Origin of the sequence: Bradyrhizobium sp. SZCCHNR1053, assembly GCF_032381235.1 — a bacterium.
Taxonomy (GTDB): Bacteria; Pseudomonadota; Alphaproteobacteria; order Rhizobiales; family Xanthobacteraceae; genus Bradyrhizobium.
In genome coordinates this window covers 1-11,276 of sequence record NZ_JAUHJM010000006.1, presented here as the reverse complement: position 1 = coordinate 11,276, position 11,276 = coordinate 1, and the positions used below count along the sequence as shown (strand labels likewise).

Annotated in this window: 9 protein-coding genes, 2 pseudogenes and 1 other annotated feature; of the genes and pseudogenes, 9 read left to right on the top strand and 2 right to left on the bottom strand. The window is 64.4% G+C overall.

Annotation, left to right across the window (positions count from 1 at the left end):
- From QX051_RS16245 to QX051_RS16215, 7 genes are all read left to right on the top strand, one after another.
- Entirely contained in the window at nucleotides 1-1,239 is a 1,239-nt protein-coding gene (locus QX051_RS16245; protein WP_315776799.1) for an ABC transporter substrate-binding protein, read from the top strand.
- A gap of 45 nt (nucleotides 1,240-1,284) precedes the next feature.
- Nucleotides 1,285-2,154 carry a branched-chain amino acid ABC transporter permease gene (locus QX051_RS16240; protein WP_315739227.1) on the top strand — a complete coding sequence of 290 codons (870 nt, stop codon included), beginning with the start codon at nucleotides 1,285-1,287 and terminating at the stop codon, nucleotides 2,152-2,154.
- Nucleotides 2,151-4,730 carry a branched-chain amino acid ABC transporter ATP-binding protein/permease gene (locus QX051_RS16235; protein WP_315739228.1) on the top strand — a complete coding sequence of 860 codons (2,580 nt, stop codon included), beginning with the start codon at nucleotides 2,151-2,153 and terminating at the stop codon, nucleotides 4,728-4,730. Before QX051_RS16240 ends, QX051_RS16235 begins: the two co-directional genes overlap by 4 nt.
- 70 nt (nucleotides 4,731-4,800) lie before the next feature.
- Complete coding sequence (locus QX051_RS16230) at nucleotides 4,801-5,223, top strand: cupin domain-containing protein (RefSeq protein WP_315739229.1); 423 nt, start codon at nucleotides 4,801-4,803, stop codon at nucleotides 5,221-5,223.
- 10 nt (nucleotides 5,224-5,233) lie between these two features.
- On the top strand, nucleotides 5,234-6,223 hold the full coding sequence (locus QX051_RS16225; protein ID WP_315776798.1) for an NAD(P)-dependent oxidoreductase: 990 nt from the start codon (nucleotides 5,234-5,236) through the stop codon (nucleotides 6,221-6,223).
- Nucleotides 6,220-6,933, top strand: coding sequence for an SDR family oxidoreductase (locus QX051_RS16220; protein ID WP_315776797.1), 714 nt, complete (start codon nucleotides 6,220-6,222; stop codon nucleotides 6,931-6,933). Before QX051_RS16225 ends, QX051_RS16220 begins: the two co-directional genes overlap by 4 nt.
- A gap of 2 nt (nucleotides 6,934-6,935) precedes the next feature.
- Complete coding sequence (locus tag QX051_RS16215; RefSeq protein WP_315777024.1) at nucleotides 6,936-8,630, top strand: FAD-dependent oxidoreductase; 1,695 nt, start codon at nucleotides 6,936-6,938, stop codon at nucleotides 8,628-8,630.
- A gap of 733 nt (nucleotides 8,631-9,363) precedes the next feature.
- On the opposite strand, the gene QX051_RS16210 is transcribed toward QX051_RS16215, so the two are convergent.
- Nucleotides 9,364-9,744 (bottom strand): avidin/streptavidin family protein, encoded by a 381-nt coding sequence (locus QX051_RS16210; RefSeq protein ID WP_315776796.1) that lies wholly within the window; start codon nucleotides 9,742-9,744, stop codon nucleotides 9,364-9,366.
- Nucleotides 9,745-9,836: 92 nt separating this feature from the next.
- Between QX051_RS16210 and QX051_RS16205 the strand changes: the two are divergent.
- Nucleotides 9,837-10,011, top strand: a pseudogene (locus QX051_RS16205) (GMP synthase (glutamine-hydrolyzing)); the annotation flags it as partial.
- Nucleotides 10,012-10,260: 249 nt separating this feature from the next.
- Here QX051_RS16205 and QX051_RS16200 read toward each other — a convergent pair.
- Nucleotides 10,261-10,555, bottom strand: a pseudogene (locus QX051_RS16200) (IS3 family transposase); the annotation flags it as partial.
- Nucleotides 10,357-10,472: a sequence feature (AL1L pseudoknot), on the bottom strand. Its footprint overlaps the pseudogene before it by 116 nt.
- 235 nt (nucleotides 10,556-10,790) lie before the next feature.
- Between QX051_RS16200 and QX051_RS16195 the strand changes: the two are divergent.
- A complete protein-coding gene (locus QX051_RS16195; RefSeq protein ID WP_315739234.1) occupies nucleotides 10,791-11,159 on the top strand; it encodes a hypothetical protein in 369 nt (122 codons plus the stop codon).
- Nucleotides 11,160-11,276: the final 117 nt, after the last annotated feature.

Sequence of the window (11,276 nt, the reverse complement as noted above, 5' to 3'; positions counted from 1 at the left end):
ATGTTGAAGCGTGATCTGAACCGGCGATCTTTCATGCGCGCGTCGGCCGGCGTGGTTGCCGCATCCGTGCTCGGCGTCGGCGGTCCCGCGCGAGCCCAGTCCGATGGGCCCGTCCGCATCGGCATGATCTATGCCAAGCAGGGGCCGGGCGCCTCGATCGGTGAGTACCTGCAACGCGGCAGCGCGCTTGCGGTCGAGCAGGCCGGCGGCAAGGTGCTGGGCCGCCCGATCGAGCTGGTCTGGCTCGACGAGCCCAATCCCCAGGTGTCGCAGCAGAACATGCAGCGGCTTGTCGACGAGAGCAAGGTGGTCGCCGTGGTCGGCGGAAACTACTCGTCCTCGGCGCTCGCCATGATGAGCGTTGCCAATCGCGAGAAGGTGCCGCTGATCCTGACCGGCGCCGCGGCCAGCGAGATCACCGGCAAGAGCTGCAGCAAGTACACGTTCCGCACCCAGGCGACCGTGCCGGTTCAGATGGCCGGCCTGATGCCCTACGTTTCCAGCATCGGCAAGAAGGTCTATTTCATCACGGCGTCATATGCCTTCGGCCAGGACATCCTGCGCGCCTCGCGCGCGATGCTGAAGCAGGTCGGCGCCACCGAGGTCGGGGTCGACGAGGTGCCGATCAACACCGCGGACTACAGCTCCTACATCCTCAAGATCCGCCAGGCCAAGCCGGACGTGATCGTCGGCGGCCTGGTGGGCGGCGACTTCTCCAACTTCCTGAAGCAGTGGAACGAGATGGGGATGAAGGACAAGATCCCCTATGCGGCGGTCGCCGTCACGGACACCGACTTCTGGGACGTCGGGCCGCAGGCCTCGACCGGCATCTACATCAAGCCGTGGTACTACAACAATCCGAAGAATACCGCCGCCGAGCAGAAGCTGATCGAGGATTTCAAGAAGAAGTACAATCAGCCGCCATCGGACAAGACCTGGTCGGGCTGGATCGGCATGCGGGCGCTGTTGGAATCGATCGAGGCGGCGAAATCGACCGAGGCCGCTCAGCTCGTGGCGCATCTCGAGCAGTGGAAGAACACCGAAGGCGAGTTTCCTTTCTTCTTCCGCGACTGGGATCACCAGCTGGTGCGCCCGGCCGTCATCGTCCAGATCAAGAAGCAGATCACCGACAAGTTCGACTATTTCGACGTGCTGAAGAACACCTCGGCGACCGCCGAGGAGACGGCGAAGGCGTTCGGTACCAAGGAGGATATCGGCTGCAGCCTGCCGTCGCTGTGAGGCGGGGCGACCCCGGTTCCTGCAGCGCACCGACAGGCTCGAACGATGCTCGACACTCTCGTCTCCCAGGCGGCCAATGGACTCGTGCTCGGCTTCATCTACGTGCTGATCGCCGTAGGTCTGTCGATCACCTTCGGCCTGCTCGGCGTCATCAATTTCGCGCATGGCGCCTTCTTCGCGCTGGGGGCCTACGTGGCCTGGCAGCTGTTCCAGCTATTTGGCTGGAGCGCCGTGATCCTGGCGCCGCCGGTGGTCGGGCTGATCGGCATGGCTGTGGAGGTGACGATCATCCGCCGCCTCTACGGCAAGGAGCCGTTGCTCAGCCTGATCGTGACCTTTGCGCTGGCGCTGCTGATCGAAGCGGTGATCCGCTATGCATGGGGCGCCGACGGCAAGCCGTTCAATCCGCCGCCGGCCTTTGCAGGGATCGTTGAAGTTGGTCCTCTCCTGATCACCAAATATCGCGTGGCCGTGCTCGGCGCGACAACCGCGACCTTGCTCGGCCTATGGGGCTTCCTGGCGTTCACACCCTATGGCCGGATCCTGCGTGCCGGCAGCCGGGACCCGGAGATGGTGGAGTTGCTCGGCATCAATCTGCCGCGGGTGCTCACCGCGGTGTTCGGGCTCGGCTGCATGCTGGCGGCGATCGCTGGGGTGCTGGCCGCGCCGCTGTGGACGGTGTCGCCGTCAATGGCTGCCAATGCGGTGATGCCAGCGTTCGTGATCGTGGCCATCGGAGGGCTCGGCTCCTTTCGGGGCGCAGTGGTCGCCGGACTCGCGGTTGGAATCGTCACCTCGCTGACCATTCAGTTCTGGCCAGAGGCGGCCGCCGCATCGATGTATGCCTTGATGTTCGCGATCATGCTGCTGCGGCCGCGCGGACTATTCGGCGAGCGCTGGGAGCGTTTCGAATGACGACGGCCAAGCCCGTGCTGCAGCGGCTCGCAAGTCACCCGGTGCTCGTGGCGGTCGCGATACTGGCGCTCGCCTCCGGCATCGCGCTCGCTGTGGGCATGCCGATCCATCGCGTGACCCAGATCGCGATCTACACGCTCTACGGCGCGGAGGTAAACTTCCTGATCGGCTATCTCGGCCTGGTGCCGTTCGGCGCCTCGTTTTTCTTCGGCTGCGCGAGCTATGCGCTGGCAATCGGCCTGGGCTTCATGCCGGCCGCCAATGAAATCACCGGCCTGGCGATCGCGGTGGCATTTTCGCTGCTGCTGGCGCTGATCGTCGGCGCCATCATCCTTCGCCGGCGCGGACTCTACTTTTCGCTGCTGACGCTGGCGTGCTCCCAGATCGCGTTCGAGATTGCGTTCAAATGGACCTCGGTGACCGGAGGCGAGAACGGCCTGCAGAACGTCGCGCGTCCGCTGTTTCGCTCCGCGCTTGCCTTCCACGGGTTCACGCTCGTCGTGGTGATCGGGTCGTTGTGGATGATGTGGCGGCTGGCGCATGCGCCGTTCGGCCGACTGATGCAGGCGTTGCGCGACAATGAGCAGCGGGTCGCAAGCCTGGGTTTCGACACCTACCGCACCAAGCTGATTGCGCTCGTCATTGCCGGCGGCGGCATCGGCGTCGCCGGAGGTTTGATGGCGCTGCTGCTGCAGGGCGTCTACGCCAACAATCTGAACTGGGAGCATGCCGGCGATCCGGTGCTGATGGCGGCGCTGGGCGGCGTACATCATTTCCTGGGGCCGTTGTGGGGCGCCATCGTCTTCATCGTTTTGGAGGACCGGCTCAGCGCCATCACGGAGAATTGGTGGCTGGTCTTCGCCCCCATCATCATCGCCTTCGCGCTGCTGTCAGATGAGGGCATTCACGGCATCTTCCAGCGCATCGCCGGCCGCAGCCGCTGGACCCTGACGCGCAATGTCATTCCATCGCGGCCGCGCGACATCGTTCCTTACGCGCCGGATCGTGCACGCCAGGCTGCGGCGACGGCCTCAGAGGTGCCAATTCTTGCGATCCGCAACCTGTCCAAGCATTTCGGCTCGATCGTGACCCAGAACGACGTGTCCTTCGAGATGAGCCGGACCGGACTGCACAGCCTGATCGGCCCCAACGGCGCCGGCAAGACCACGTTGTTCAATCTGCTGACCGGTGTGCTCCGGGCCAACGCCGGCACCATCCTGTTCGAGGGCATGCCCATCGATCAGCTGTCGCCGTACAAGCGCGCGCGGCTCGGCATCGCCCGCTCGTTCCAGATCCTGAGCGTCTTTCCCAACCTCACCGCGTTCGAGAACGTGCGTATCGCGGTGCAGGCTGCCAACCGGCAATGGACGGGTCTTTGGCGCGATGCCTATGACGATGCGGCTGCAAACGCGAAGGTGTGGTCGCTGCTCGATGCCGTAGGCCTCGCCGATCGAGCCGCCGAGCTTTGCTCCGCGCTGGCGCATGGTGAGAAGCGGCTCTTGGAGATCGCGGTGTCGCTCGCGATCGATGCCAAGCTCCTTCTGCTCGACGAGCCGCTGGCTGGTCTGGCGGAGTCGGACCGCAAGATCGTAGGCGAGTTGATCATGCGGCTGGCGAAGTCCCACGCCGTGCTGCTGATCGAGCATGACATCGACCGCGTGCTGGCCATGTCCGACCGCATCACGGTGTTGCATCAGGGGCGGCTGATCGCCGACGGCGAGCCGGCGGAGGTGGCGGCCCATCCCGAAGTTGTCACGGCCTATCTCGGCACAGCCCATGGCCAAGTCGCGGCGGCTCCGTCGCGGGCGACCAATGTGACGCCGCTTCCCGGCAGCGCCGCCGCCGAGCCGCTGCTCAGGCTCGAGGGCGTGCGCGCCGGCTACGGCGGTGGCACCGTGCTCGACGGGCTCGACCTGGCCGTGCGGCCTGGCGAAGTGGTGGCGCTGCTAGGGCGCAACGGCGTCGGCAAGACCACCGCGCTGCGGGCCATCACAGGCACGGTGCCGGCGAGCGGCGGTCGCATCACGTTCGACGGCAGGCAGCTCAACCGGCTACGGCCGGACGAGATCAACCGGCTTGGCATCTCGCTGGTGCCGGAAGGACGCCGGCTGTTTCCGAACCTGACCGTGCAGGAGAATCTCAAGCTCGCGAGCCGCGCCGGCGGCGCGTCGCTCGACGACGTGTTCGATCTGTTCCCGAAGCTGCGCATCCTGCACAAGGCGCGTGCCGAAAATCTCTCCGGCGGCGAGCGGCAGATGGTGGCGATCGCGCGCGCGTTGATGGTGCCGAGCCGGTTGATTCTGCTCGACGAGCCGTTCGAGGGCTTGGCGCCCGCCGTGGTGCAGGAGGTCCGCGACGCCGTGTCCAAATTGAGGTCGCGCGCGAGCCTCGTCATCGTGGAGCATCATGCCGAGAGCGTGCTGGCGATGGCGGACCGCGCCTATGTGCTGGTGAATGGGCGCGTGGCCCATGTCGGCGATGCTGCCGCGCTAGCGGCCGATCACGAGCTGCAAGGGCGTTTGCTTGGCATCACTCAGACCGCTGATGCAGTGCAACGCGCGGCAAACGGGTCATGAGCAGCTGCGAGTTCGTGACCATCGGCATCTGCTGGCCGGCCCAATCTGAACCTTCCTGAGGAGATGAGACATGACCATCGTCGTTCCCGGACCGAACGCCTACGCGAATGCGGCGACAGAGAAGAAGGCGGTGACGCGCAATCTCGCTGAGATCTTCTGGACCCAGTATCCAGGCCACTACAATCAGGCGCTGTCCAAGGCGATCGTGACACCGGATACCACAGGCAGCCGCTTCTTCGACTATCGCATCTCCTCCTACGAACCCGGCGCGCATGTCGAGAGCCATTCCCACAAGGTGCAGGAGCAGATCTATCACGTGCTGTCGGGCGAGGGCATCCTGATCCTCGATGGCGAGCGCCGGCTGGTCCGTGCCAACGACGTCACCTACATTCCGCCGGGCGTGGTGCACGAATTCCACTGCACCGGCAACGACCCGCTGCTGTTCCTCGTGATCACCAGCCCGCCGACCGACGAGGAGCCGGCGCCGCGGTGAGGGGCCGGGCATGACCACGAGCAAGACCATTCTGGTCACCGGCGCCTGCGGCTGGCTCGGCGCGGCCATCGCGCAGGCGCTGCTCGCGCGCGGCGATCGCGTCGTCGCCATCGACCTGGTGGTCTCGCCGGCCATGGCCGCACTCGCCTCGCAACAACAGCTACTCGTCAACGCTGCGATCGATCTCGGCGAATGGCATGAAGTGCTGCGAGCGTTCCAGACATTCCGTCCCGATGCAGTCATTCATGCCGCTGCGGTGGTCGGTGTGGTTCAGGCCGCTGACATTCCGTTGAAGGCGCTGCGGGTCAATGTCGAGGGCGCGATCAACCTGTTCGAGGCGATGCGGCTCTCCGGCGTCAGGCGCGTCGTGCAGATCTCGACCGAGGAGACCTATGGCGACTTCCAATCCGCCGTGATCGACGAGGAGCACCCGCAGAAGCCGGCCAGCGTCTACGGCGTGACCAAGCTCGCAGCCGAGCACTATGGTCGCGTCTATTCGCGCGATCACGGTCTCGAATGCATCAATGTGCGGACCTGCTGGGTCTACGGACCGCATCTGCCGCGCCTGCGCATGCCCCGCACCTTCATCGAAGCCGCATTGCGCGGCGAGCCATTCCATCAGGAGGACGGCGGCAATCTCGCGGTTGATCAGGTTTATATCGACGATACCGTGGCTGGCTTGCTGCTCGCGCTCGACAAGCCGCATCACAGCTTCGACGCCTATAATGTTGCGACCGGTGTGGCACCGACGCTGCGCGACACGGCCGACGCCGTCAATCGCGCCATTCCCGGTGCGAGAATCACGGTCGGCGACACCGGTCCCTATCATCATGGCGGCCGCGTGCTGAGCGCCGTCAAGGGCGCGCTCGATATCGGCCGCGCCAAAGCGGAGCTCGGCTACCAGCCGCGCTACGATCTGCAAAAAGGCATCGAGGCGACGATCGAAGCGACGCGGGCCGCGATGGCGAAGACACCATCTCCATCAAGGAATCGAAAATGACCACTTCTTCTCCGATCGTTCTCATCTTCGGCGGCTCCCGCGGCATCGGCGCCGCCTGCGCGCGGGCTTTTGCCGTCGCCGGCTGGCAGGTGGCCTCGACCTACGCCACCCACCACCCGTCGGACGGAGGGCCCGGCAGACAATACAAGGTCGACATTCGCGATGCCGCGTCGGTCGCGCAGGTCTTCGCTCAAGTTGCCGCCGACCTCGGTGCTGCGCCGCAGGCCGTCATTGCCAACGCCGGCATCAACGTGCCGGCAGGCCCGCTCGCGAGCTTCAGGCCGGAGGACTTTCGGCTGCTGATGGAGGTCAACGTCCTGGGTGCCTTCAACGTGCTGGCGGAGGCAGCGCGGCGCGTGCGCGACGGCGGCGCCATCGTCGCGATCACGACATCGCTGGTCCGCCACGCGGTGCCGGGCACCGGGCCCTATGCGGCGACCAAGGCAGCGGTCGAGAGCCTGGTGCGGTCGATGGCGAAGGAGCTCTCGGCGCGCGGGGTTCGCGTCAATGCGGTGGCGCCCGGTCCCGTCGACACCGATCTTTTCAATGCCGGCAAGACCGAGGAGGCCAAGCAGCGCATGGCGGCGTTGAGCCCGTTCAATCGCATCGGCAAGCCGGGCGAGATTGCGGAGGTGGTGCGCTTCCTGGCCTCCGGCGAGGCCTCCTGGATCCAGGGCCAGATCGTGCAGCCCAATGGCGGCATGGTGTGAGCATGACGGCGGCGCTGCACGCCGGCGAGACGTTCGATGTCGTCGTCGTCGGAGCCGGCGCGGGCGGCATGACGGCGGCAACCATCGCCGCGGCTGACGGCTGCTCGGTGCTGCTGCTGGAGCAGGCCGAATTCGTCGGCGGCACCACCGCCATCTCCGGCGGCATGGTCTGGATTCCTGCCAATCACAAGGCGGCCGCGGAGGGGCGGGCGGATACGCTGGAGGCGGCGCGCACGTATTTGGGGACCGTGCCGGGGCAGGACCGCACGCGGCTCGAGACATTCCTTGCATTCGGCGACGAAGCCTTGCGCGATCTCGAGGTCCGCACTGCGCTGCGGCTGCAGCCGGTGCCGACCTATCCGGATTATTATCCCGACCTGCCCGGTGCCACCGCGGGAGGCAGGGTGCTGGAGCCGCTGCCATTCGATGCGCGCGGCCTCGGCGACGCCTTTGCGCTGCTGCGCGATCCCTTGCCGGAGTTCATGCTGTTCGGCGGCATGATGATCAGCCGCCAGGATATCCCGCATCTGCGCCGTGCCAGCCGATCGTTGCGCTCGGCCCTGCATGCGGCCAGGTTGATCGTGCGCTATGGCCTTCAGCGGCTCACGGCGCGGCGCGGCACGACGCTTTATCTCGGCAACGCGCTGGCGGCGCGGCTGCTGCGCTCGGCGCTCGATCGTGGCGTCGTGATACGCACCGGCACCTCCGTCCAGCAGCTTGAGGCCGACGCGCAGGGCAGGGTCTCGAGGCTCGAAATTATCGATCGCTCCGGCCGCTCCTGGATCACCGCAAGGCGCGGCGTGGTGCTCGCGACCGGCGGGCTGTCGCATGATGCCGAGCTGCGCCGCTGCTATGTGCCTGAGGCCGCCGGCCTGCTGTCGGCCACCGTCGACCCCGGCGCCGCACCACGCGGTGCGCGGCTGGCCATGGCCCTGGGCGCGTGCCTGTCGGCGCCGACGAAAGCGGGCGCGTTCTGGGTGCCGGCGTCGACCTTCACACGGGCCGACGGCAGCCGTGGCGTCTTCCCGCACACGGTCACCGACCGCGCCAAGCCCGGCCTGATCGCGGTCGATGGCACCGGCCGCCGCTTCGTCAACGAGGCGGTGTCCTACCACGAGTTCGTGCGCGCGCAGCTCGATCACGCTGCGGCCATTCCCGCCTGGCTGATCTGCGATCGCCGCTTCCTGTGGAGATACGGCCTCGGCAAGATCAAGCCGTTCACGCGCAGTGTCGCGCGTGACGTCGCCGCGGGCTATCTCAAGCGTGCCGACAGTCTGAACGCGCTCGCGGAGACGATCGGCGTCCCGGCACAGGCATTGACTGCAACCGTCGCGGAGTTCAACGCCGGTGCGGTGCGCGGCGAGGATCCCGCCTTCGGCCGCGGCGGCAACATCTATCAGCGTGCGCTCGGCGACGCCGATCAGCATCCCAATCCCTGCGTCGCGCCGATCCTGGAGCCGCCTTTCCATGCCGTCGCGGTTTATCCGGCCGATCTCGGCATGTCTGCGGGCCTCGTCACCGATGCGCGCGGGCGGGTGTTGCGCGCGGATGGCTCATCCATTCCTGGCCTGTTCGCCTGTGGCAACGACATGGCCTCGATCATGGAAGGGGCCTATCCCGGGCCCGGAATCACGTTGGGTCCGGCGCTGGTCTTCGGCTGGCTCGTGGGCAGGAATGTCGCCGGCGGGAATGTTTGAGGGCTCTCATGCTCTTGAGCTCGCTCCAGGCATGGCTCGATGTGACCTCTCGAAGCCTGGAGGCATGAGAACGACTTGGTCACACTTCGCGGCTTGTGAAAGTCGGCCACGGGTTGTTGCCTGAAGTGGGGACGCGGCAGTGGTTAGGAGGACTGTTGTCGTTGTCCAGGGTGGGGTGGCCTTCCCCACCCGCCGCCCGGCCAACGCACGTAACTGGCTCGCTAGTGGAGTCGCGCCGCTTCGGATCCCCGCCGGCTCGCTGCTATATCGCGTGCGACACGGGATCAACTTGGGAAGTTTGCAATTGACGAACGAGTCGGGGCTGCTCGCGTAGCGGACAGTGCTCGTATTTGGGCAACTCGAGATGATATGGTTGCACGTCCACGTAACGAGGCGCCTTGAGCATCATGCGCCTCTGCGGCCTTTTCCTGATATCGCCTGGCCGACGCGCTGCTTTCGGAGTTGAATTGTCGTTCCCGCTCAGCTCTCATTCATGAGCTGCTGGCACCAAGGTTAGAAGTTGCTCATTGCCGTGTAGGCAATAGCAGCCGATAGTCGCCGAACGGGCGCTCGGCATGAGCGCACAAGATATTCCTGTGGAATCAAGATCAAACCAAACCGTCGGTCTCGCGATCAGCGTCCTGAAACGATACCTGCGCAAAAGCCTTCAAGATCAATGCCTTAATCTAGCACGAGAGACAATCGAGTGGGAGTAGGGGGCGGCAGCGGGTCGTTAGACCCGCCAGAATGTGTCGGCTCCGGCGTTGATGGATTCCCATTCGCTGCCGTCGGAAACAGCTTTCGTCATCTGCCATAGTGTCACGAGCCGCGGCCCGTCCTGGTCTTCAATATGCTGCCCGACCCACGACGTGATCGAGTCTAGTCCGTTCCAATTCACGGAGAAGGCCACAAGCTTGCCGCTCACCCAGCCGACCAAGGGACCTTCCGCCGCAATCTGGCCGGCGTCGTTCTTGTAACTCTTGTAGTGCCCCGTGAGAGTTGCCCCATTCTGATCTAGGTGCATCTCTGACCGGAGCTCATTTTTCCAGTCGCCGCCGATGTTCAGCGGTTCTGTTGCGGGCATTGAACGCGAGAGTGCTGGCTCAAGGCGCATAGAGTGTGTCCTCCTGGTTGTTTTATGCTAACTTGGCACGTCTTGGGTCACTTGGGAAGACCGATCGAGCGCTGAGCAGCAGCCGAACGTGTGACCACTGCGTTGGCCTACGCGCAGCGACCCCCGGCCGATAGCACGACCGTGGACTTCTATCCGTTCGACATGACGTTTCTGGGTAGCGTCGCGACGCGCATCATCAATGAGGTGAAGGGCATGAACCCGGTGGTTTATGACGTGACGAGCAAGCCACCGGGAACGATCGGGTAGGAGTGAGGGCGTAGGCAGCCTTGAGATCATGGGTCTCGAGAAGCGCAAGTATTTCGCGCCCTCACTGAAGTTGGCTGCGGCCTGATCAAAGCTGGCGCCAATCTAGACCTGCACTCAAACAAAAAGGGGGTAGCTCCGCGCTAAAGACAGCAGAACGACCAGACGTATCGTCAGCATAGGCTCCACTTCAGCCTAAAATAACGCGGATAGGCCGCAATCAGACGATTGGTGTCGTCTCCGTCGATGATTTCGTACCAGATCAATCTTCAGCCCGGCGTCCTGCTTAGCGCGCGCCGACAGCTTGGTCGGATCGCGCCGCTTGGCCTCATGGGCGTGGTAGGTCGAAGGGGCGATCGGCAAGACCTTGCAGATCGGCTCGACCCCATATGTCCCACGGTGATCGTCGATGAAGGCGATCATGGCTTGGACCGGCGGTCGAGCTCCGCCGTCGCAAATAGGCGCTTGCCTTGCGCAGGATCTCATTGGCCTGCCGAAGCTCACGGTTCTCCCGTTCCAGGGCCTTCAGCCTCTCGGCCATGTCGGTCGGAACGGTTCAGTGGCGCGATCAGGGTGCAGGTTCTCAATGAAATTGCCAATGCCGCGCCAAAAAATGGGCACGGGACTTCGGCCGATGTCGCACGCCGAGATTTGGACGAGCTCTTGCGTTGTCTGCCTGACTTGCGCCCAGTTTCTCGGCTGTCAAAGCAGGCATTCCTCATCGTCCCAAGTGGTTAGGGTGAGGCGATCAATCGTTCAATCCGGCCCGGAGAGCCGTCGTCATGAAGAAGTTCATAATGTTCATCTGTCTCGCTCTGCCGAGTGTGTCCGCCGCCGCTGAAGTCGGATCGAAGGATCTGATCGTCGCAAGCATCAACGACTGCCTGAAAGAAGCCGTGAGCGCCGGGGGCCTGGAAGACGGCGGTGACGCCATCATTCTTGCCTGCAAAGGCGATAAGGCACACGTCCTGTTCAACATGCTGGGCGGGAAGATCCGAGCCGAGATCGTGCAGGACAAGAATGGTAAATTTGAGAACAGGCCGTTCGGCAACAACACCTGCTACCACCGGATTGAAGATGCAGGCGGCAAGACCTCTGACGAGTTCCGATGTGATCTGGTCCTCGTCACAGGGGATGTCTTCAAGAATTAGCGAGATCAGCCGAGCGATCTGGGCTTGATCAACCCGGGTTGATTACGGTGACAGTGCTGGACTGCCCCCCTTAAGTGAGACACGATAATTTCTGTGACAGGCATTTCGAGGATGACC

What these genes read in the sequence shown, in the direction of transcription:
- QX051_RS16245 (WP_315776799.1), top strand. Translation starts at nt 1, where the DNA reads ATGTTGAAGCGTGATCTGAACCGGCGATCTTTCATGCGCGCGTCGGCC.
- QX051_RS16220 (WP_315776797.1), top strand. Translation starts at nt 6,220, where the DNA reads ATGACCACTTCTTCTCCGATCGTTCTCATCTTCGGCGGCTCCCGCGGC.
- QX051_RS16235 (WP_315739228.1), top strand. Translation starts at nt 2,151, where the DNA reads ATGACGACGGCCAAGCCCGTGCTGCAGCGGCTCGCAAGTCACCCGGTG.
- QX051_RS16215 (WP_315777024.1), top strand. Translation starts at nt 6,936, where the DNA reads ATGACGGCGGCGCTGCACGCCGGCGAGACGTTCGATGTCGTCGTCGTC.
- QX051_RS16210 (WP_315776796.1), bottom strand. Translation starts at nt 9,744, where the DNA reads ATGCGCCTTGAGCCAGCACTCTCGCGTTCAATGCCCGCAACAGAACCG.
- QX051_RS16195 (WP_315739234.1), top strand. Translation starts at nt 10,791, where the DNA reads ATGAAGAAGTTCATAATGTTCATCTGTCTCGCTCTGCCGAGTGTGTCC.
- QX051_RS16230 (WP_315739229.1), top strand. Translation starts at nt 4,801, where the DNA reads ATGACCATCGTCGTTCCCGGACCGAACGCCTACGCGAATGCGGCGACA.
- QX051_RS16240 (WP_315739227.1), top strand. Translation starts at nt 1,285, where the DNA reads ATGCTCGACACTCTCGTCTCCCAGGCGGCCAATGGACTCGTGCTCGGC.
- QX051_RS16225 (WP_315776798.1), top strand. Translation starts at nt 5,234, where the DNA reads ATGACCACGAGCAAGACCATTCTGGTCACCGGCGCCTGCGGCTGGCTC.